Raw genomic sequence first — 21,615 nt, forward strand, 5'->3', positions numbered from 1 at the left:
TAGTTTGCCCCCCGACTATTTAGGCGGCGGTGCATGAAAAAACTGATCTTCGTCATTCTCGGCTTGGCGCTGGCGACAACCATGTTCGCGGCCCAGGCGGCAACCATGGTGCCGCCGGGAAACCGCAACGTCGAACAGCCCGACATACCGGGCGCTTCCAGCCGACGCACCCAGGCCACCAACACCACTTTCCAGGCGAAATACCGCAAGGTCTACGCGCTACTGCAGAGCGACGCCGAATTGCGCGGCAAGATCAAGCAGGCGGCCTCCGCCTACGGCATCGACCCGATGCATATCGTCGGCGCCATCGTCGGCGAGCATACCTACAATGTCGACGCCTATGACCGGCTGCAGACCTACTACGTCAAGGCGATCTCCTATCTCTCCAGCAAGCTCTCCTTTGCCTATGACGGCGAGGACATCACCGATTTCGTGCAGCGGCCGGAATTCGCCAAATGCACCGCCAAGTCGGACAGCTACGATCTGTGGGAATGCCGCGAGCAGGTGTGGAACCGGTCCTTTCGCGGCAAGAGCGTCGGCGGGGAGAGTTTTCCCAACGACCGCTTCGGCGCCACCTTCTTCCAGCCCTATTATGCAGGCCAGACCTTTGGCCTTGGCCAGCTCAACCCGCTGACCGCGCTGCAGATGAGCGATCTCGTGCACAAGGTGTCCGGCCTGCCGAAGCTCGACGTCAGCGATCCGAACGCCGTCTACAAGACCATCATGGATCCGGACCTGACTCTGCCTTATGTCGCGGCGACGATCAAGAAATCGATCGACGCCTACAAGGGCATTGCCGGCTTCGACATCTCAGGCAATCCCGGCGTCACCTCGACGCTGTACAATATCGGCAATCCCGAACAGCACGCCTATGAGCTGAAGGTCGAGAATGACAGGCGCCGCGCCGCCGGCGAGCCGGTGAAGCTGCCCGAGGAAAATTACTACGGCTGGCTGGTCAACGACAAACTGTCGGAGCTCAAGGCGCTGTTCTAGGATGCGTTGATGCGGTCTACGCCGCCAGCAACGACTTCAGCTTGACGGTCTGCGAGCCGAGCGCTTCCGGCGTCGGCTTTGCCCGCTTGCCGATCAGCATCTCGGCCAGCCTGATGTCGCGGGCGACCGCATTGCCGGGGCCGATGCCGCTCGCCGCCACCAGCCTGCCGTCCTCAGCCAGGTGGAACAGGATGAAGGCGCCGTCGTCGAGATCACGGCGCACGACGCTGCGGCCTTCATCCGAAAGGCCGGCGATCTGCAAGCTCAGGCCATATTGATCCGACCAGAACCACGGCACCGCTGCATGCGCCTCGCCGGCGCCCAGCATGTTTCTCGCGGCAAGCGCGCCTTGCTCCTGTGCGTTGCGCCAGGCTTCGAGCCGCACCCGCCTTCCGCCATAGACGGCCAGCGGAAACGAGCAGCAATCGCCGGCGGCATAAATGTCGGGATCGCTGCTGCGCAATTCGCCATCGACCGCGATGCCATTGTCGATCGTCAGCCCCGCTTCCGCGGCAAGTCCGGTCACCGGTACGGCGCCGATGCCGATCACCGCAAGGTCGGCGACGATGTCGCGCCCGCCGGCCAGCGTGATGCGCACCTGCGCACCGTCGTCGGCGATGGCCGCGATGCCGTCACCGCACAGGATGGTCACGCCTTCGGCTTCATGCGCCGCGTGGATCACCTTAGCGATTTCGGCCGGCACGCCGCGCATCAGAATGCGCGGCTGCGCCTCGATGACGGTGACATCGGCGCCCAATTTGCGCGCTGCTGCGGCAAGCTCGAGCCCGATGAAGCCGCCGCCGACGATGGCGATGCGGTTGCCGGCCCGCAAATGGGCGCGAATGGCCAGCGCGTCGGCAAAAGTTCTGAGATAGACGCAGCGCGGCCCAAGGCCCGGCATCGGCAGTCTGCGCGGCGTCGAGCCGGTTGCCAGAAGCAGTCTGTCATAAGGCAGCACCGAACCGTCCGACAGGCGCACGCTGTGTGCTGTGCGGTCGATCGACACGGCCTGGACCGAATGGATATGCCTGATCGATTTTTCGGCCAGCAAGGCCTCGCTGGCAATCGCCTTGATCTCGGGCGCGTCGCTGACCATCGCGTCTTTCGACAGCGGAGGCCGCTCATAGGGCAGATGCGGTTCGTCACCGACCAGCGTCACGGGGCCGTCATAGCCAAGGTCGCGCAGCGCCAGCGCCGCGCGCCCGCCGCATTCGCCGGCACCGATGATGACCATGCCTTTTGTCATCGCCATCATCCGATCTGGATCAGCACTTTGCCGGCGTCGACCTTGACCGGATAGGTCTTCAGGTTGACGCAGACCGGCGCGCCCCTGGCGTCACCCGTCTTGTAGTTGAAGCGGCCATTGTGTTTCGGGCATTCGATGATGTCGTCCATCACCAGCCCGTCGGCCAGATGCACCTTCTCGTGCGTGCACAGCCCGTCGGTGGCGAAATAGTCGTCATCGGGGCTGCGATAGATGGCGAAGGTGCGGCCGCCGTGGTCGAACCGCATCACATCCTCTTCGTCGATGTCTCCGGCCGCACAGGCCTCGACCCAGTCGCTCATTAATTCCTCCCGGTAGAATTTGGCCCGTCAGCTGCCCGTTACGGGCTGCTGTCATTCCGCTGCCTTCGCAGCAGCAGGGTCGCTGTGGAATTCGCCACGATAGGGCCGCGCCGTCGGCGGCAGCTCGCGCTTGAGGAAATAGTCTTCATTGCGCAACTGGCGCAGGAAAGCCGGTATCATCTCGCGATAGCCGGCCAGGATCGACGGCGTCGGCGCCGGCAGATCGTGCTTGATCAGCTCATGCAGCTTCGGCAGTGCGTGATAGGGCACCATCGGGAACATGTGGTGCTCCACATGGTAGTTCATGTTCCAGTATATGAAGCGGCTGATCGGGTTCATCAGCACGGTGCGGCTGTTGAGCCGATGGTCGATGACGTTGTCGGCGAGGCCGCCATGCTGCAGCAGGCCGGTCAGCACATGGTGCCAGGCGCCGTAGAGCCTGGGCAGGCCGACCAGCATCAGCGGCAGGAATGAGCCGTAGTACAGCGCCAGCGCGATGGTGGCGGCATAGATCGCCGTCCAGATGCGGGCAATGCGGATCGCCTTCGGCTGCTCCTGCTCGGGAATGAAGGTCTTTTCCGCCGGGCTGATGTTGCCGGCCGCGTTGCGCAGCATGTCGCTCATCGCATGCCAGGCATCCAGCACGCCGACGAAGGCCAGCGCCGTACGGATCAGGTCCGGCGGCCGCATCACCGATATCTCCGGGTCGCGGCCGACGATGATGGTGTCGGTATGGTGCCGCGTGTGGCTCCAGCGCCAGGTCACTGGATTGCGCATGATCATGAAGCAGGCGATCTGATAGATTGCATCGTTCATCCACTGCGTCCTGAAGGCCGTGCCATGGCCGCATTCGTGCCAGCGGGAATCGGTAGAAGAGCCGTAAAGCGTGCCGTAGACGAAAAAGAACGGCACGCACCACCATGTGCCCCAGAACCAGGCGCCGCCGGCCGCGCTGAGGATAAGGGCCGCAAGCCAGATGATGGTGTCGCGGATCGCCGGCTGGTCCGAGCGCTGCATCAGCTCCTTCATCTGCTTGCGCGAGACATCGGTGTGATACCACTCCGCCGCCGACAGCCCGGTCTCGACGGCGAGCCTGGCGTCGCGGCCGATCAGGCTGTAGTCGCGCCGGGACGGTGCTGCTTCCATCACTGCCGTCATCGAGGTTCCTCCATCGCGCCTTGCGATCAGCCCACAACGGAAGCTCGGGCGCAATGGCTGGCGTCAGATTCCAAAATAGCGCCAAGCCATGATAGTCTCAATATCACAAAGATAGTTTCTATCATTTCATATCAGAATGAGGTACTCTTTGTCCTCAAGCAGTGGAGGATCCATGGCAAAGCGGCCAACCATCACCGATCTGGCGCGCATCTCGGGCGTCAGCGTCGCCACCGTCGACCGGGTGTTGAACAACCGGCTGCCGGTGCGCGAGGAAACCGCGCGCCGCGTCTATGAGGCAGCGACCGGTATCGGCTATCACGCTGCCGGGCTGATCAAGCAGCGCATGCGCCAGGAATTGCCCGAATACCGCCTCGGCTTTCTGCTGCTGCGCGGCAATGATGTCTTCTACGGCGATTTCGCGCGGGAACTGGAAGTGGCGGTCTCGCAGTCGCAGCGCTTCCGCGGCGTCGCCACCATCGACTTTGCCACTTCGCTCGCCGCCGACGAGATCGCCGCCCAGATGCGCAAGCTGGCGGCGAAATCCAGGGCCATCGCCGTTGTCGGCCCGGACCATCCGACGCTGACGGCAGCCGTCGAGGCGCTGAAGGCGAGGGGGCAACCGGTCTTTTCCCTGCTGTCCGACTTTGCCGCCGGCATTCGCGAGGGCTATGTCGGCCTCGACAACCGCAAGGTCGGTCGCAGCGCGGCCTGGATGATCGCCAAGGCGGCGCCGAAGCCCGGCAAGGTAGCCCTTTTCGTCGGCAGCCATCGCTTTCACGGCCATGAGCTGCGCGAGATCGGCTTTCGCTCCTTCTTCCGCGAACATGCGCCTGAGTTCACGGTGATGGAAACGCTGGTCAATCTGGAAGCCAACCAGGTGACCCACGATGCGATGATCGATCTCCTGGCGCGCTATCAGGATCTTGCTGGCTGCTACGTCGCCGGCGGCGGCATGGAAGGCGCGGTCTCGGCGCTGCGGGCGGCGAAGCCGGCAAACATGCCGGTGGTCGTCTGCAACGAGATCAACGCCGAATCGCGCGCGGCACTTGCCGACAACATCCTGACGATGGTGATCTCGACGCCGCTCGCCGCACTGTGCCGCGAGCTGGTCGGTCTGATGGCGCATGCCATCGAGGCCGGCGCCGCCAACGCGCCGGGCCAGACCTTTCTGCCCTTCGACATCTATCTTCCGGAAAACATTTGACCCCTCGCCGGCGCGAGTCGGCCGCCGGAAATGATAGAATCTATCAGAGCAGGCCGAAAATCCGCCATCCGACCGCGGAATCACCCTTGACGTCCTGACAGAAAATGGAATAAAAATTTCACCAACTGGGCATTTTGGTTCTTTCGTTCCGGAACATCTGTTTCAAACTGAGCGCCTGGCGTTCCAATTGCGCGCAAAAGGCCATCCGGAACTGAAACGACAATCGGGAGAGATTCCCTGGGAGATCGGGGATTCCGGGTAGAATCGGTGCAGCCGGACACCAATGTGTGGAGGAGAACGAAAATGAAGAAACTGCTTTTGGGCGTCGCCTTTGCGGCGCTGATGAGTTCGTCGGCTCTCGCGGCCAAGGTCGGCGTGTCGATGGCCAAATTCGACGACAACTTCCTGACCGTGCTGCGCAACGGCATGATCGAGCAAGCCAAGGGCATGAGCGGTGTCGAGCTGCAAGTGGAGGACGCGCAGAACGACGTTGCCAAGCAGCTTGACCAGATCAAGAACTTCGCCGCCTCGGGCGTCGACGCGATCATCGTCAACCCGGTCGACACCTCGGCCACGCAGGCGATGTCCGACGCCGCCGCCGCCGCCAAGATCCCGCTGGTCTACGTCAACCGCGAGCCGGTCAATGTCGACACGCTGCCGGACAACCAGGCTTTCGTCGCTTCGAATGAGGCCGATTCCGGCACACTCGAGACCAAGGAAGTCTGCCGCCTGTTCACCGAAGCCGGCAAGAAAGAAGCCAATGTCTATGTGATCATGGGCGAACTGTCGAACCAGGCCGCGGTGCAGCGCACCAAGGACATCGACGATGTGATCGCCACGCCGGAATGCAGCTTCATCAAGATCATCGACAAGCAGACGTCGAACTGGAACCGTGACGAAGCCCAGAACCTGATGACCAACTGGCTGTCGACCAACAAGCCGTTCGACGGCGTCATCGCCAACAATGACGAAAGCGCCATCGGCGCGATCCAGGCAATGAAAGCCGCCAACATCGACATGAAGACGGTTGTCGTCGGCGGCGTCGATGCCACTCAGGACGCGCTTGCAGCAATGCAGGCGGGCGACCTTGACGCGACAGTGTTCCAGGATGCCGCCGGCCAGGGTGCCGGTGCTCTCGACGCCGCGCTGAAGCTCGCCAAGGGTGAGAAGGTGGAACACAAGGTCTACATCCCCTTCCAGCTGGTCACCCCGGCAAACATCGACAAGTTCCTGAAGAAGAACTGAGGCTTCGCAACGATAAGGAGCGGCGTGAAAAAGCGCCGCTCCTCCTTTCCCGACCTGCCCGAGCGGGCGGCGGAAGCGCGGCCGACGGAGGACAGAAGACGTGGCACAGACATCTCATGGCGTCGGCGGGCTCAGCTATGATGCGAAGAAGCGCGCATGGCCGGCTGAGTTCAACGTGTTCCTGGCGCTCATCATCCTCGTCGGCGCCTTCGAACTGATCGGCCGGGTCTTCCTCGGCGACAGTTTCCTGTTCAACACCCGCGACAATGTCGACGCGATCTTCAACCAGCAGCGGCTCGAGATCATCATCCTGCAGGTGTCGATCGTCGGCATCATCGCCATCGGCGTGACGCAGGTGATCATCTGTGGCGGCATCGACCTGTCTTCGGGCTCGATCGTCGGCGCTACCGCGATGATTGCCATGAGTTTTGCCCAGGTGGCGACGGTCAACGGCAACCCGAATCCCAAGGCGATGTTCGTCGGTTGGACCGACCTGCCGGTGATCGTCCCGGTGTTTGTCGCCATCGGCTGCGGCCTGCTGGCCGGCCTCGTCAACGGCGCACTTATTGCCTATACGCGCATTCCGCCCTTTATCGCCACGCTCGGCATGATGGTCACCGCGCGCGGCATCGCCAAATGGTGGTCCAAGGGCCAGCCGATCTCGTTTCCGACAGACGGTTTCGCGGCAATCGGCAAGGGCCTGATGCCGGTCGTCATCTTCATATCGCTGGCAATACTGTTCCAGCTGATCCTGACCTACACCAAATACGGCAAGCACTGTTATGCTATCGGCTCCAATGAGGATGCCGCGCGCATGTCTGGCATCAACATCGCCAACCACAAGATCCTCGTCTATGCCATCGCCAGCATCCTCGCCGCGCTCGCCGCCGTCGTGCTGTGCTCGAAGAACCTGACCGCCCAATCCGGCATGGGCGTGATGTACGAACTCGACGCCATCGCCATGGCGGTCATCGGCGGCGTCTCGCTGTCGGGCGGCCGCGGCTCGATCATCGGCACGGTGATCGGTTCGCTGATCTTCGGCGTCATCATCTCCGGCTTCACCTTCCTGCGCCTCGACGCCTACTACCAAGAGATGGTCAAGGGCGTGATCATCGTCGGCGCGGTGGTTCTCGACCAATGGCGCCAGCGCCGGCGCGCGATAGGAGGTTGATCATGTCGGACATCGTTCTGAAGACCGAAAACCTGACCAAGCGCTATGGCGGCGTGCATGCGCTCGAAGGCGCGAATTTCGAACTGCGCAAAGGCGAGCATGTCGCCATCATGGGCGACAACGGCGCCGGCAAATCGACCTTCGTGCGTCAGATCACCGGCGTCGAACAGCGCACCGACGGCAAGGTCTGGTTCGACGGCAAGGAAGTGAACTTTTCCGGCCCCATCGAAGCGCGCGAGGCCGGCATCGAGACCGTGTTCCAGAACCTGGCGCTCGCCGACGATCTCGACGTGCCGTCCAACCTGTTTCTCGGCCGCGAGAAGGTGCTGTTCAATCTCGGGCCGTTCTCGATCCTCGACCGCAAGTTCATGCGCAAGGCGACCGAGGCGGCGCTTGTCCGCACGGCGGTCAAGATCCCCAATCTGTCCAGCACCATCCGCCACATGTCGGGCGGTCAGCGCCAGTGCGTGGCGATCGCCCGCACCGCGACCTTTGCTTCCAAGCTCATCATCATGGACGAGCCGACGGCAGCGCTTGGCGTGCAGGAGACGGCGCAGGTCGAAAACATCATCCGCACGCTGAAGGAAAATGGCGAGCCGCTGATCCTGATCAGCCACAACATGCGCCAGGTGTTCGACCTGGTCGACCGCATCGTCGTCTTCCGCCGTGGCAAGATTGTCGCCAATCTGCGCAAGCAGGACACCGACGGAAACGATATCGTCTCCTACATCACCGGCGCCAAGACCGGCGAGGCGGAACTCGCGGCATAAACAGGGTGGCCATCCGGTTTCCGGGACGATCTGCCGCGTTCAGAAATAGCCTTGCCACCTTCCCCCAATAGGAAGGTGGAGACACAATTCTCTCGAACCCATCCCCTTAGAGGAAATTTCCATGACTGTTCGTTTCGCCCTCCTCGGTGCCGGCCGCATCGGCAAGGTCCACGCCCGCGCCGTCGGCTCCAATCCGCAGGCCAAACTGGTTGCCGTTGCCGACGCCTTCGAGAAGGCGGCGACCGAACTGGCTTCGGCTTATGGCGCCGAAGTGCGGACCATCGACGCGATTGAAAAATCAAAAGACATCGACGCCGTCGTCATCTGCACGCCGACCGATACCCATGCCGATCTGATCGAGCGCTTTGCCAAGGCCGGCAAGGCGATCTTCTGCGAGAAGCCGATCGACCTCAACGTCAAGCGCGTCGAGAAGTGCCTGGCCGTGGTCGAGAAGGCCAAGGCGACGCTGATGGTCGGTTTCAACCGCCGCTTCGATCCGCACTTCGCCGCCGTGCGCAAGGCGATCGACGACGGCGCCATCGGCACCGTCGAGATGGTCACCATCACCTCGCGCGATCCCGGCGCGCCGCCGATCGACTACATCAAGCGCTCGGGTGGTATTTTCCGCGATATGACCATCCATGATTTCGACATGGCGCGCTTCCTGCTCGGCGAAGAGGTGGTAGCGGTCAGCGCCCATGCCTCGGTACTTGTGGACAAGAAGATCGGCGAAGCCGGCGATTTCGACTCGGTCAGCGTCATCCTCGAAACCGCTTCGGGCAAGCAGGCCGTCATCTCCAACTCCCGCCGCGCCACCTATGGCTACGACCAGCGCATCGAAGTGCATGGTTCCAAGGGCATGGTCGCCGCCGAAAACCAGCGGCCGGTGTCGATCGAGGTCGCCAATGACAAGGGCTACACCCGCCCGCCGCTGCATGACTTCTTCATGACCCGCTACCTCGACGCCTATGCCATCGAGATCGCCGCTTTCATCACCGCGGCAACGAGCGGCAAGAAGGCGGCGCCGAGCGGGGCCGACGGCCTTGTCGCGCTGAAACTGGCGGATGCGGCACTGAAGTCGGCGACCACGGGCAAGACCGTCCGTCTCGACAAGTAAGAGCACTTAGGAAGAACCAGGAGCAAAGTGATGAGTGTATCGGCCGGTCGCAATTCAGAAACGCGCGCCATCGTCACCGGCGGCGCGCAAGGCATCGGCTTTGCCGTTGCCGAGGCGTTGGCCGACGAGGGTTGCCGGGCATTGGCGCTTATTGGCCGTTCGCAGGAAAAGGGCGACAAGGCCGTTGCCCATTTCAAAAAATTAGGCGTCGACGCGATCTTCATCAGCGCCGACGTTTCAAAAGTGGCCGACTGCAAGCGCGCGGTCGAAACCGCGATCGCGCATTTCGGCACCATCAACGCGCTGGTCAATGCCGCCGCCACTTCGGCCCGCGGTTCGCTGGTCGAAACCAGCGAAGAGCTTTTCGACACGATCTTCGCGACTAATGTGCGCGGACCGTTTTTCCTGATGCAAGGCGTGGTGGCGCACCTGCTCGAACGCAAGGCGCCGGGCTCGATCGTCAATGTGCTGTCGATGTCGGCGCATGCCGGCCAGTCCTTCCTGACGCCCTACTCCACCAGCAAGGGCGCGCTGATGACGCTGACCAAGAACATAGCCAGTTCCTATCGGCGCAATCGCATCCGCTGCAACGCCGTGCTGCCCGGCTGGATGGACACCGAAGGCGAAGCGATCGTGCAGAAAAAATGGCACGATGCGCCGGACGACTGGCTGGCAAAGGCCGAGGCCGCGCAGCCAATGGGCCAGCTGGTGAAGCCGGCGCAGCTTGCCCGGCTGATCAGCTACATGGTCAGCCCGCAGGCTGGCGTCATGACCGGATCGCTGGTCGACTACGACCAGAACATTGCCGGGGTGATCGGCGAGTAGTGACAAACGCCTCGGCTTCGACTATATGAGCCGAATGATCAACCTGACCGCCAAATATTGGTACTTTAGCAGCTCGCTGGCGGCGGGAGGATTGCGCTCGATCTGAAGATTGCAGCATCAAAATCCGAACAGCCGCCAGACCTGGCGGCTTTTTTGTTTTTGCCGGCAGGTCTCCCAAACAGGAGCAGAAAGCCGTGTTGACCACCACAGATGATCTTCGGGTCAAGGAAATCCGAGAATTGAGTACGCCGGACCAGGTGATGCGGGAGATCCCGCGCACGCTGACGGCGACGCGCACCGTCAGCGCATCACGCAACGCCATCCATGCCATATTGAACGGCACCGACGACCGATTGCTCGTCATCGTCGGCCCGTGTTCGATCCACGATCCGGTCGCGGCCGTCGACTATGCCAGCCGTCTGGCGGCGCTGCGCGAGACCCTGTCCGACCGGTTGGAGATCGTCATGCGGGTCTATTTCGAAAAGCCGCGCACCACTGTCGGCTGGAAGGGCCTGATCAACGATCCCGACCTTGACGGCAGCTTCAACATCGACAAGGGGCTGCGGATGGCTCGCAACGTGCTATCGGCCGTCAACAATCTCGGCCTTCCCGCGGCGACCGAATTCCTCGATATGACGACGCCGCAATACATCGCCGACCTCGTCGCCTGGGGCGCTATCGGCGCGCGCACCACCGAGAGTCAGATCCACCGCGAACTCGCATCGGGTCTCTCCTGCCCGGTCGGCTTCAAGAACGGCACCGACGGCAATCTCAGGATCGCCGCCGAAGCGGTGAAATCCGCCGCCCAGCCGCATCATTTCATGGCGGTGACCAAGGGCGGGCGCAGCGCCATTGCGACCACCACCGGCAATGAGGACTGCCACGTCATCCTGCGTGGCGGCGTTCAGCCGAACTATGATGCGGCGAGTGTCGCGGCGGCCTCGGCGGAACTCGCCCGCATCGGCGTCGCACCCCGGCTGATGATCGATGTCAGCCACGCCAACTCGGCCAAGAAGCCGGAGAACCAGCCGAAAGTGGCCGCAGATGTGGCGGGCCAGGTCGCGGCAGGCGACGAGCACATCATCGGGGTCATGATCGAGAGCAATCTCGTTGCCGGCCGCCAGGACGTCGTGCCCGGCAAGCCGCTCGTCTATGGCCAGAGCATCACCGATGGCTGCATCGACTGGGCGACCACCGAAACGGTGCTGCATGGCCTTGCCGGCGCCGTCGAATGGCGCCGCTCAGCCCGCCGCACCATGATGGAGAGCCGGCAGGGAGCGGCTTGAGAGGAGGCGCTAGCGCACCTCCACCCAGCGCTTCTCCTCGAACGAGCGCGCCATCGCATGCACGGTGCGCTCGATCTCCAGGCCTTCGTCGAAGTCGATGATGCGCGCCGGCTTGCCGGCGAGGCGCGTCAACAGTTCGCGGCATTCGATGATCTTGAGATCGTTGAAGCCGAGGCCATGGCCAGGCGCCGGCAGGAAGCTGTCATAGGGCTTGTGGTGCGGCGCCACCAGGATGGTGCGGTAGCCTTGCTCGGTCGGCCGGTCGGCGGTGAGATAGAGCTGGAACTCGTTCATCCGCTCCTGGTCGTAGAGGATCGAGCCTTTCGAGCCGAAGATCTGGATGGCGATGCGGCCCTTGCGGCCCCAGGCCGAGCGGTTGACCAGCAGCGTGCCTGCAACGCCGTTTTCGAGATGCATCAGCACGCTGGCAATGTCGTAGGTTTCCACCGCGCGCCGCCCACCCGAGGCGACCTTGCGGTCGGCATAGGGCTTGGCCATGTCGCACATGACGCGGCCGACACGGCCGAACAGCACCGAAATCAGCGACAGCGGATGCACGGCGAAATCGTCGAGCGCGCCATAGCCTGACGAAGCCTCATGCTTCCAGAAGAACAGCGCCTCCGGGTCGGCCATGAAGTCCTCGTCCATCTCGATGCGCACAAGGTTGACCTCGCCGATGATCTTCTCGTCGAGCAGTGCGCCGATGTGACGGATGGCCGGATTCTGGATGTAGTTGTAGCCAAGTGCGGCCACCTTGCCGGATTTCTTCGCCGCCGCAGCCATGGCTTCGGCCTCGGCAAAACTTGGCGCCATCGGCTTTTCGCACCACAGATGCTTGCCGGCTTCGAGGATGGCGATGGCCATTTCCGGATGGAACTGGTTCGGCGTGGTCAGCGAGACGATATCGACGTCCGGATCATTGACGACGGCGCGCCAGTCGCCGGAGGCCTTGGCGAAGCCGAACTCGCCCGCCTTGCGCCTGGCCAGGTCCTCATTGACCTCGCCAAGATGGACGAGCCGTGGCTTGGCCACGTCTGGAAAGACGGCGCCGACGGCACTCCATGCGATGGCATGGCACTTGCCCATGAAGCCCGTGCCGATAAGACCGACTCCGACCATTTCCCTTGTCTCCGCTGGCTGAAAAGTGTCGCGTGGATGAATTAGTCCATTTTTCTCAGGAATGGAACGCCTGCCTCATTTATTATGGCGTTCTTGCGCAGCCTCGCTATGATGAGGCAGAGAGGGTACCGACCGATGAGCCTGGGCAAAGCGACGATGGACGAACGGGTACCTCGCGATTTTGAGACGCTGCGCGCGACGATCCTCGAGCGGCGCGAAACCTTGCCCAAACGCATCGCCCAGATCGCCGCCTATGCGCTCGACAATCCCGACGACATCGCCTTCGGCACCGCCGCCAGCATCGCTGCCTCGGCCGGCGTGCAGCCTTCGACCTTGATCCGCTTTGCCCAGCAGCTCGGCTTCGATGGCTTCACCAGCCTGCAGTCGGTGTTTCGCGAACGCCTGCGCGAACGCAATTCGTCCTATGATGAAAGGCTGCTGGCGTTGCGCGCAAAGGCCGAGGAAGGCGCCGGCCACCGGGCGATCTTCGACGGTTTTGTCGCCGCCGCCAGCACCTCGCTCAACGACATCTCACGCACGCTCAACGAACCGCATTTCGAAGAGGCGATCGCTCTGCTGGCGAAGGCCGAAACCATCTACGTGCTGGCCAAGCGCCGCTCCTATCCGGTGGCGTCCTACATCGCCTATGCGCTGGGCAAGCTCAAGATCCGCAACCAGCTGATCGAATCGGCCGCCGGCTTGAATGCCGAGATGATCGGCTTTGCCACGCCGCGGGACGCCGTCATCGCCATCAGCTTCTCGCCCTATGCGCCGGCGACCATCGAGGAAGCCAAGACCATTTCGGAGCAAGGTGTGCCGATCGTGGCGATCACCGACAGTGCTTTCTCGCCACTCGCCCAGTTCGCCAAGGTCTGGTTCGAGGTTGCCGAGGCCGATTTCGCCGGCTTCCGCTCGCTGTCGGCGACGATGGCTTTGGCCATGGCGCTGACCGTCGCCGTTGGCGAGAAGCGGCGCGACGGCGGCCGCAAGCGCAAGGCCTAGATAACCTCGACGGCCGCTTCGCCTCTCGCCACAAGCTGCGCCGCGTCGCGCCCTGGTGGTGACCCGAACTGACGGGCATATTCCCGGCTGAACTGTGAAGCGCTCTCATAGCCGACGGCAAAGGCGACCTGTGCCACATTGCCTGGCTGGGCAACCAGCAGATGGCGGGCCTCCAGCAGCCGAATCTGCTTTTGATACTGGATAGGGCTCATGGCCGTCGCCGCCTTGAAGTGGCGATAGAATGCGGCATTGCTCATATGCGCGATGTCGGCCAGATCCTCGACCCGGATTTGCTGATGGCAATGCGTCCGGATCCAGGCGATCGCCTGGCGTATTCGGGACAGATGGCCATCGATCCGCGCAAGCTGGCGCAGCTTTCCGCCTTGGGGGCCTTGCAGCAACCGAAACAGCATCTCGCGTTCAAGCATGGCCGCCAGCACCGGAATCTCCGCTGGCCGGTCAAGCAGCCGCATCATTCGACGCAACGCATCGAGCAACTCGTCATTGACCGGAGAGGTGGAGAAATTGTCGCCGCTAAGGGCCGGTTCGTGCTCGACGAGGAGTTCCGCGACAGTTTGCAGATCAAGGCTGAAGCCGATGGCCAAGTAGGGACGCGCGGCGCTCGCTTCGACCAACTGGCTGATGGTCGGCGTGTCGACAGTGTAGATGAAATAGCTGGCTGGATTGTAGCGAAGGGATCGGTCACCGATCAGGACCGTCTTGGCGCCCTGCAGCACGAACAGGATTCCCGAACCCCACACGCCCGCCAATGGTGCCGTGGTGACTTCACTGCGGCCGATCGATACGCGGGGGATAGCCGTTGCTGTTCGTCGCCCGCGCGCATGGCGGCCGGCGATATCGATCAGCTCTCGCAGGGGTTCACTCATGGCACGAGCATCGCGCATCCCCACGCGCCGCGCAACCATCGTGAGAGGATTAGGCAAGAGCGAGAGAGGTTTCGGCGCGCGACGTTTCCTCTGCTGCTCCAAATGGATGCCTTCCGCACGAGCACAGGAGACACTGACATGACGACATCGAAAAGCGCTCTGGTGACCGGCGCCAACAAGGGCATTGGCCGCGAAATCGCCCGGCGGCTGGCGACGATGGGCTTCAAGGTCTGGCTCGGCGCCAGGGACGCCGAACGCGGCATGGCAGCGACGCAAGCCTTGCGCGCCGAAGGCCTGGACGTTCAATGGCTCGAGTTGGACGTCACACAGGATGACAGCGTGGCGGCGGCCGTCAAAACCGCCAGCGCGGACAGTTCCTGCCTCGACGTGCTGGTGAACAATGCCGGCGTCGCCATCAACTACGATCCGCCGCCAAGCCGGCAGCGTGTTGCCGACATCCAGGCCACCTATGACGTCAATGTCTTCGGCCCGATCCGCGTGACCCAGGCGTTCCTGCCGCTACTGCTTGCAGCGCCGGCCGCCCGCATCGTCATGGTCAGCAGTTCCACCGGCTCCATCGGACGCGCGCTCGACCCTGCCACCGCCAATTCTGCCGTCAACCTGATGGGCTATGGCAGCTCCAAGACTGCCTTGAATGCCATCACCGTGGCCTTCGCCAGGGAACTCGAGGGGCAAGGCATCAAGGTCAACGCTGCGGCGCCCGGCTACACCGCCACCGATCTCAACGGGTTCAAGGGCCACCGCACGGTGCAGCAGGCGGCCGAGATCGTCATCCGCCTGGCCACCCTGGACACCGATGGTCCGACCGCGGGATACTTCAACGATGAGGGCCCGCTTGCCTGGTGAATTTGGGGCCTGGTGAAATTTGGCGGCAGTTTTCGGCAAAGGAATGCTCATTCCATATTGACTATGGATTGGAATTATTATTTCATATTGGGAGCATCACGCTGCCGCTCGCGCGTGTTATCAAAGACAACAAGGCCGACGGGAGGTTCCAATGAGCGAAGCCGTGGACGCAAAACAGGCGCCGCTCGACGTCATCACCATCGGTCGCGCTTCCGTCGACCTTTACGGCCAGCAGATCGGCTCGCGCCTGGAGGACATCACCTCCTTTGCCAAGTCGGTTGGCGGCTGTCCAGCCAACATCTCCGTCGGCACCGCCAGGCTCGGCCTGCGCTCGGCGCTGCTCACCCGCGTCGGCAACGAGCAGATGGGCCGTTTCATCCGCGAACAGCTGAAGCGCGAGGGCGTTTCGGTCGATGGCCTGAAGACCGATCCCGACCGGCTGACGGCGCTGGTGCTGCTGTCGGTCGAGGAGGAAGGCGTCTCGCCGATGATCTTCTACCGTTCGGACTGCGCCGACATGGCGCTGTCGGAAGAGGATATCGATGAGGCGTTTATCGCTTCCGCCCGCGCGATCGTCGTCACCGGCACGCATTTTTCACGGCCCAACAGCGACGCGGCGCAGCGCAAGGCCATCCGCATCATCAAGGCCAAGGGCGGCAAGGTGGTGTTCGACATCGATTACCGCCCCAATCTCTGGGGTCTCGCCGGCCATGCCGAAGGTTTCGAGCGTTATGTGAAATCCGACCGGGTCTCCGCCCAGCTGAAGACGGTGCTGCCCGATTGCGATCTCATCGTCGGCACCGAAGAAGAGATCATGATTGCGTCGGGCGCCGATGATTGCCTGAGCGCGCTGAAGACGATCCGCTCGCTGTCCAAGGCCACCATCGTCCTGAAGCGCGGCGCCATGGGCTGCATCGTCTATGACGGGCCGATCAGCGACGATCTCGAGGACGGCATCGTTGGCAAGGGCTTTCCGATCGAAGTCTACAACGTGCTCGGCGCCGGCGACGCTTTCATGTCCGGCTTCCTGCGCGGCTGGCTCGGTGGCGAAGACCATGCAACGGCCGCGACCTGGGCCAATGCCTGCGGCGCCTTTGCCGTGTCGCGCCTGCTCTGCGCACCGGAATATCCGACCTTCGAGGAATTGCAGTTCTTCCTCAAGAACGGCAGCAAGCACCTGGCGCTGCGTAAGGACGAGGCGATCAACCACATCCATTGGGCGACGACGCGCCGCCGCGACATTCCCTCGCTGATGGCGCTGGCCTGCGACCACCGTATCCAGCTCGACGATGTCGCCGCCAAGGCCGGCGCCGATCCCTCGCGTATCCAGGATTTCAAGGTGCTGACGGTGAAAGCCGCGGCCAAGGTTGCCGCCGGTCGCGCCGGCTACGGCATGCTGCTCGACGAGAAATACGGCCGCGACGCGATGTTCGAATACGCCCGCCATTCCTTCGCCTGGCTTGGCCGCCCGGTCGAACTGCCAGGCTCGCGGCCGCTGCGCTTCGAATTCTCGCAGGATATCGGCTCGCAACTGGTCGAATGGCCGGTCGACCACTGCATCAAATGCCTGTGCTTCTACCACCCCGACGATCCTGCGGCGCTGAAGGAAGAGCAGCAGCAGAAGCTGCGCGCTCTGTTCGAGGCCGCGCGCAAGGTCGGCCGTGAATTGCTGATCGAGATCATCGCCGGCAAGCATGGCAAGCTCGACGACACGACGATCCCGCGCGCGCTAGAGGAACTCTATGCGCTCGGCATCAAGCCCGACTGGTGGAAGCTCGAACCGCAGGCATCCGCCGGCGCCTGGGCCAGGATCGAAGCGGTGATCCTGAAGCACGACCCATGGTGCCGCGGCGTCGTGCTGCTCGGCCTGGAAGCGCCGCAGGACGAGTTGGAGGCGGCCTTCGCCGCCACTGCCAAGGCGCCCATCGTCAAGGGTTTCGCCGTCGGTCGCACCATCTTCATCAACGCCGCCGAACAATGGCTGGCCGGCAAGATGACGGATGACGAGGCGGTGGCCGACATGGCGTCGCGCTTCGAGAAGCTGACCGAGGCGTGGCTTGCCGCGCGCGGCCGCAAAGCGGCATAACAAGGCGCAGCATAGGACTGCGGAGGAAAACAAAATGACCAAGACAATCCGCCTGACGATGGCGCAGGCGCTGACCCGCTTTCTCAGCCGGCAGATGACCGAGATCGACGGCACGAAAGTGCCGATCTTTGGCGGTGTCTGGGCGATCTTCGGCCATGGCAATGTCGCCGGCATCGGCGAGGCGCTCTATCAGGTGCGCGACGAACTGCCGACCTTCCGCGCCCACAATGAACAGGCGATGGCGCATGCGGCGATCGCCTATGGCAAGGCCAATTTCCGCCGCCGCTTCATGGCCGCGACCTCTTCGATCGGCCCCGGCGCGCTCAACATGGTGACGGCCGCAGCGCTCGCACACGTAAACAGGTTGCCCGTCCTGTTTCTGCCTGGCGATGTCTTCGCCAACCGCATTCCCGATCCGGTCCTGCAGCAGGCAGAGGATTTTTCCGATGGCACGGCGACGGTCAATGACTGCTTCCGCCCGGTGTCGCGCTATTTCGACCGCATCACCCGGCCGGAGCAGATCATCCCGGCACTCGCCAGGACCATGCAGGTGCTGACCGATCCCGCCGAATGTGGACCGGTGACATTGTCGCTTTGCCAGGACGTGCAGGCCGAGGCCTATGATTATCCCGAAAGTTTCTTTGCCGAACGCGTCTGGCACCAGCGCCGTGTCCGCCCGGACCGCAGCGAGCTGGCGGCCGCAGTAGCAGCGCTCAAAGGGGCAAGAAAGCCGCTGGTGATCGGTGGCGGCGGCGTGCTGTATTCGCAGGCTTCCGCTGAACTGGCCAAGCTGGTGCAGGGCGCCGGCATTCCGGTCTGCGAGACGCAAGGCGGCAAATCCTCGCTGCCCGACGATCATCCGCTCAACATGGCGGCGGTCGGCGTCACCGGCACTTCGGCCGCCAACCGGCTGGCCGAGGAAGCCGACGTAGTGCTGGCGGTCGGCACCAGGCTGCAGGATTTCACCACCGGTTCCTGGTCGCTGTTCAAGAATTCCGGCAAGACCATCATCGGCCTCAACGTCCAGCCTTTCGATGCCGGCAAGCATCGCGCGCTGCCGCTGGTCGCCGATGCGGCCGAAGGCCTCGCCGAACTTGGTGCAGCACTGAAGGGATGGAAGGCGCCTGCCGCCTGGACCGACAATGCGGGCAAGGGCAAGAAGGACTGGCAGGCCGATGCCGGCAAGGTGACGGCGTCGACCAACGCCGCCTATCCGTCCGACGCGCAGGTGATCGGCGCCGTACAGCGCGCCATGGGTTCCGGCGTGACGTTGCTGCATGCCGCTGGCGGTCTGCCCGGCGAATTGCACAAGCTCTGGCAGGCCGGTGCGCCCGGCTCCTACCACGCCGAATACGGCTTCTCGACCATGGGCTACGAGATCGCCGGCGGGCTCGGCGTCAAAATGGCCAAGCCCGACGAAGAGGTCGTCGTCATGATCGGCGACGGCTCCTACCTGATGCTCAATTCCGAGATCGCCACCTCAGTGATGCTCGGCCTGAAGCTAACCATCGTGCTGCTCGACAACAGAGGCTATGGCTGCATCAACCGATTGCAGATGGCGACCGGCGGCGCCAACTTCAACAATCTGTTGAAGGACTCGCGCCACGAGATTCTGCCCGACATCGACTTCGCAGCACACGCGGCAAGCCTCGGCGCCATTGCCGAAAAAGTGCCTTCCATCGCCGGGCTGGAAAACGCCTTGCAAAAGGCAAAGAAGAACACCCGCACCACGGTGCTGGTCATCGACACCGATCCGCTGGTTTCGACCGATGCCGGCGGCACATGGTGGGACGTCGCCGTGCCCGAAGTCAGCGCGCGCAGCCAGGTTAGGGCGGCGCGCAAGGCCTATGATGAAAAGCGCCAGATGCAGACCATTGGCGATTGATACTGGCGCCGCCAAGCCCCTACCTCCCCCTTGTGGGGAGGTCGGACCGAAGGTCCGGGTGGGGGTTCGGCGCCGCACCCCACCCCGCTGCTTCGCAGCGACCCTCCCCACAAGGGGGAGGGTAAACAAGAAACCGGAGTGACGACTTGAAAGCCAAACTGGGCATGTCCCCCATTGCGTGGTGGAACGACGATCTTGCGGAACTCAGCGATGACGTGTCGCTGGAGGAGTGTTTGCGCCAGTCGCGTTCGGCCGGCTTCACCGGCATGGAAATGGGCCGGCGTTTTCCCAATGACCCCAAGATCATGCTGCCGATCCTGAGAGAGGCCGATGTCACGCTGTGCGGCGGCTGGTTCTCCGGCACGCTGGTCGATGAGGACATGGGCAAGAACAAGGATCGCATCCAGCCGATGATCGACCTGTTCAAAGCGGTCAACGCGCCTTGCATCGTCTATGGCGAGGTCGGCCGCTCCATCCAGGGCGACCGCTCGAAGCCGCTGGCCACCAAGCCGAAGCTGTCGGACGACGAGATGAAGGCCTACGCCGGGCGCCTGACCGAATTCGGCGAATGGTGCGCCGAACAAGGCATGCCACTTTCCTACCACCATCACATGGCGGCGGTAGTCGAGACCGAGCCGGAGCTCGATGCCTTCATGCGCCACTCGGGCGAAGGCATTCCCTTGCTGCTCGATGCCGGTCACCTCGCCTTTGCCGGCGGCGACGTGTTGCGCGCCATCGACAACCATCATCAGCGTATCAGCCACGTCCATGTGAAGGATGTGCGCATGGACGTGATCGACAATCTCGATCGCAGCAAGCAATCCTTCCTCGATGCCGTGGCGCTTGGCGCTTTCACCGTGCCGGGCGATGGTTCGCTGGACTTTGGCGCCATCGTGCAAAAGCTGGCGGACCATGGCTATGAGGGCTGGTTCGTGGTCGAGGCCGAGCAGGATCCGAAGAAGAATCCACCGCTGAAGATGGCGCAGGTCGGCTACGCCGAACTGATGCGGGTGATGACCGCCGCCGGCTACACGGTCGAAACGCAAGGCTTCCCCAACGCATGAATGCTGGATTTGCCGTGACGGGCAGCCTATCTGATGCCCAGTTGGTGAAACCCGGATTGGCCCGATGAAAGACTATGAGCACCCGTTCTTCCGGCCCTTGTGGCGGCGCGTTGCCATCGTCGTGGTCTGCCTGGTCTGGTCGGTGATCGAATTTGCCACCGGCACACCCTTCTGGGGCGTGCTCGCCCTTGGTTTCGCCGGCTACGCGGTCTGGCAGTTCTTCTACCTCTACAAGCCGGTCGATGAGGCGAAGCCTCCGGTCGAGCCGAAGGAATGAAGCGGCCCATGATACGGAAGGGCATTCGGACCGTGTACTGCACGCCTGGTGGATCGCGGACGGTGGCGATTGGCCGAAACGCTCCTCGCTTCGTCATCCTAGGGCGGAGCAAGGAGCTTCGCTCCTGCTTCGCCCTAGGATGACGAAGTTGAGAGGCCCCCGGCTAATCTCCGAAGTTTGTTCACGGGACCGCAAGCAGGGCTGAAATTAGGGAGACAAAAATGTCGAAACTGCTCGTCAAAGCCAACAAGGGTCATGGCCGCGTTGCCCATGTCACGCCGAAAAGCGCCGGCTGGACCTATGTCGGCTTCGACCTGCATCGGCTGAAGCCGGGCGAAAGCGCTTCGGGAAAAACGGATGATCGTGAAATCTGCCTGGTGTTCGTCACCGGCAAGGGCAAGGCGACAGCCGGCGGCAAGGAGCTCGGCCTGCTCGGCGAGCGCATGTCGCCCTTCGAAGGCAAGCCGTGGTCGGTCTATGTGCCCGCGGGCTCCGACTGGTCGGTGACCGCGGACACCGAACTCGAACTCGCCGTCTGCTCGGCGCCCGGCCTTGGCGGCGGCCTGCCGGTCCGTGTCATCGCGCCCGACGATCTCGGCCAGGAGATCCGCGGCAAGGGCACGAACACCCGCTACGTCACCAACATCCTGCCGGAGGGCAAGCCGGCCGATTCGCTGCTGGTGGTCGAGGTCATCACGCCCGGCGGCCATACATCGAGCTACCCGCCGCACAAGCACGACCAGGACAATCTGCCGGCCGAGTCCTATCTCGAGGAAACCTACTACCACCGCCTCAACCCGCCGCAGGGCTTTGCCTTCCAGCGCGTTTACACCGATGCCGACAAGAATGGCGAACGCGCCCTAGATGAGGCGATGGCGATCGAAGACGGCGATGTCGTGCTGGTACCCGAGGGCTACCACCCCTGTGCCGCCTGTCATGGCTATGATCTCTATTATCTCAACGTCATGGCCGGACCGAAGCGGACGTGGAAGTTCCACAACGCGCCCGAGCACGAATGGCTGATGAAGGCCTGATCGGTCCCGCCTTTTCGGCTGAAGCTGTTGGTCCAGCTTGGAAAAATCGTCGGCTAAGG

20 protein-coding genes are annotated in these 21,615 nt (G+C 63.0%); 15 read left to right on the plus strand and 5 right to left on the minus strand.

The features are described 5' to 3' along the window. Positions 1 to 33 precede the first annotated feature (33 nt). Positions 34 to 993, plus strand: a complete 960-nt coding sequence (locus AC1D0N_RS01380) for a DUF1402 family protein (protein WP_477240625.1) — start codon at positions 34 to 36, stop codon at positions 991 to 993. Between the two features lie 16 nt (positions 994 to 1,009). On the opposite strand, the gene AC1D0N_RS01385 is transcribed toward AC1D0N_RS01380, so the two are convergent. The 3 genes from AC1D0N_RS01385 to AC1D0N_RS01395 are packed head-to-tail and all read right to left on the minus strand — an operon-like array spanning position 1,010 to position 3,705. Further along, complete coding sequence (locus tag AC1D0N_RS01385) at positions 1,010 to 2,248, minus strand: NAD(P)/FAD-dependent oxidoreductase (RefSeq protein WP_477240627.1); 1,239 nt, start codon at positions 2,246 to 2,248, stop codon at positions 1,010 to 1,012. Further along, positions 2,245 to 2,559 (minus strand): MocE family 2Fe-2S type ferredoxin, encoded by a 315-nt coding sequence (locus AC1D0N_RS01390; protein ID WP_477240629.1) that lies wholly within the window; start codon positions 2,557 to 2,559, stop codon positions 2,245 to 2,247. The genes AC1D0N_RS01385 and AC1D0N_RS01390 overlap by 4 nt, the downstream gene beginning before the upstream one ends. A 51-nt stretch (positions 2,560 to 2,610) precedes the next feature. Beyond that, complete coding sequence (locus tag AC1D0N_RS01395; RefSeq protein WP_477241844.1) at positions 2,611 to 3,705, minus strand: fatty acid desaturase family protein; 1,095 nt, start codon at positions 3,703 to 3,705, stop codon at positions 2,611 to 2,613. A gap of 184 nt (positions 3,706 to 3,889) precedes the next feature. Between AC1D0N_RS01395 and AC1D0N_RS01400 the strand changes: the two genes are divergently transcribed. From AC1D0N_RS01400 to AC1D0N_RS01430, 7 genes are all read left to right on the plus strand, one after another. Then, a complete protein-coding gene (locus AC1D0N_RS01400; RefSeq protein ID WP_477240631.1) occupies positions 3,890 to 4,921 on the plus strand; it encodes a LacI family DNA-binding transcriptional regulator in 1,032 nt (343 codons plus the stop codon). Between the two features lie 303 nt (positions 4,922 to 5,224). Continuing rightward, positions 5,225 to 6,166, plus strand: coding sequence for a sugar ABC transporter substrate-binding protein (locus AC1D0N_RS01405; protein WP_477240633.1), 942 nt, complete (start codon positions 5,225 to 5,227; stop codon positions 6,164 to 6,166). Positions 6,167 to 6,266: 100 nt separating this feature from the next. Further along, positions 6,267 to 7,337, plus strand: coding sequence for an ABC transporter permease (locus AC1D0N_RS01410; RefSeq protein ID WP_477240635.1), 1,071 nt, complete (start codon positions 6,267 to 6,269; stop codon positions 7,335 to 7,337). Between the two features lie 2 nt (positions 7,338 to 7,339). Further along, the gene (locus AC1D0N_RS01415) at positions 7,340 to 8,107 is read left to right on the plus strand and encodes an ATP-binding cassette domain-containing protein (protein ID WP_477240637.1); all 768 of its coding nucleotides are present in this window, start codon (positions 7,340 to 7,342) and stop codon (positions 8,105 to 8,107) included. Positions 8,108 to 8,228: 121 nt separating this feature from the next. After that, positions 8,229 to 9,224 carry an inositol 2-dehydrogenase gene (gene iolG, locus AC1D0N_RS01420; RefSeq protein ID WP_477240639.1) on the plus strand — a complete coding sequence of 332 codons (996 nt, stop codon included), beginning with the start codon at positions 8,229 to 8,231 and terminating at the stop codon, positions 9,222 to 9,224. Positions 9,225 to 9,254: 30 nt separating this feature from the next. Further along, on the plus strand, positions 9,255 to 10,049 hold the full coding sequence (locus AC1D0N_RS01425) for an SDR family oxidoreductase (RefSeq protein WP_477240641.1): 795 nt from the start codon (positions 9,255 to 9,257) through the stop codon (positions 10,047 to 10,049). Between the two features lie 194 nt (positions 10,050 to 10,243). After that, a complete protein-coding gene (locus tag AC1D0N_RS01430; RefSeq protein ID WP_477240643.1) occupies positions 10,244 to 11,335 on the plus strand; it encodes a 3-deoxy-7-phosphoheptulonate synthase in 1,092 nt (363 codons plus the stop codon). Between the two features lie 9 nt (positions 11,336 to 11,344). On the opposite strand, the gene AC1D0N_RS01435 is transcribed toward AC1D0N_RS01430, so the two are convergent. Further along, the gene (locus AC1D0N_RS01435) at positions 11,345 to 12,454 is read right to left on the minus strand and encodes a Gfo/Idh/MocA family protein (RefSeq protein ID WP_477240645.1); all 1,110 of its coding nucleotides are present in this window, start codon (positions 12,452 to 12,454) and stop codon (positions 11,345 to 11,347) included. A 156-nt stretch (positions 12,455 to 12,610) separates the two neighbouring features. Here AC1D0N_RS01435 and AC1D0N_RS01440 point away from each other — a divergent pair, with 156 nt between their 5' ends. Next, complete coding sequence (locus AC1D0N_RS01440) at positions 12,611 to 13,456, plus strand: MurR/RpiR family transcriptional regulator (protein ID WP_477241846.1); 846 nt, start codon at positions 12,611 to 12,613, stop codon at positions 13,454 to 13,456. Here the strand turns inward: AC1D0N_RS01440 and AC1D0N_RS01445 are convergent. After that, positions 13,453 to 14,343 (minus strand): AraC family transcriptional regulator, encoded by an 891-nt coding sequence (locus AC1D0N_RS01445; RefSeq protein WP_477241848.1) that lies wholly within the window; start codon positions 14,341 to 14,343, stop codon positions 13,453 to 13,455. The two genes, AC1D0N_RS01440 and AC1D0N_RS01445, sit on opposite strands and share 4 nt — an antisense overlap. Positions 14,344 to 14,481: 138 nt before the next feature. On the opposite strand from AC1D0N_RS01445, the gene AC1D0N_RS01450 reads away from it, so the two are divergent. The 6 genes from AC1D0N_RS01450 (at position 14,482) to iolB (ending at position 21,556) form a co-directional block, all read left to right on the plus strand. Further along, positions 14,482 to 15,210, plus strand: a complete 729-nt coding sequence (locus AC1D0N_RS01450) for an SDR family NAD(P)-dependent oxidoreductase (RefSeq protein ID WP_477240647.1) — start codon at positions 14,482 to 14,484, stop codon at positions 15,208 to 15,210. A gap of 151 nt (positions 15,211 to 15,361) precedes the next feature. After that, a complete protein-coding gene (locus AC1D0N_RS01455; RefSeq protein WP_477240649.1) occupies positions 15,362 to 17,296 on the plus strand; it encodes a bifunctional 5-dehydro-2-deoxygluconokinase/5-dehydro-2-deoxyphosphogluconate aldolase in 1,935 nt (644 codons plus the stop codon). Positions 17,297 to 17,330: 34 nt separating this feature from the next. Next, a complete protein-coding gene (iolD, locus tag AC1D0N_RS01460) occupies positions 17,331 to 19,181 on the plus strand; it encodes a 3D-(3,5/4)-trihydroxycyclohexane-1,2-dione acylhydrolase (decyclizing) (RefSeq protein WP_477240651.1) in 1,851 nt (616 codons plus the stop codon). 146 nt (positions 19,182 to 19,327) lie between these two features. Continuing rightward, on the plus strand, positions 19,328 to 20,245 hold the full coding sequence (gene iolE, locus AC1D0N_RS01465) for a myo-inosose-2 dehydratase (protein WP_477240653.1): 918 nt from the start codon (positions 19,328 to 19,330) through the stop codon (positions 20,243 to 20,245). A gap of 64 nt (positions 20,246 to 20,309) precedes the next feature. Next, positions 20,310 to 20,522, plus strand: a complete 213-nt coding sequence (locus AC1D0N_RS01470; RefSeq protein ID WP_477240655.1) for a DUF3329 domain-containing protein — start codon at positions 20,310 to 20,312, stop codon at positions 20,520 to 20,522. Positions 20,523 to 20,743: 221 nt separating this feature from the next. Then, entirely contained in the window at positions 20,744 to 21,556 is an 813-nt protein-coding gene (gene iolB, locus AC1D0N_RS01475; protein ID WP_477240657.1) for a 5-deoxy-glucuronate isomerase, read from the plus strand. Positions 21,557 to 21,615: the final 59 nt, after the last annotated feature.

The sequence above is a fragment of the Mesorhizobium sp. P2_E10 genome, assembly GCF_056404235.1.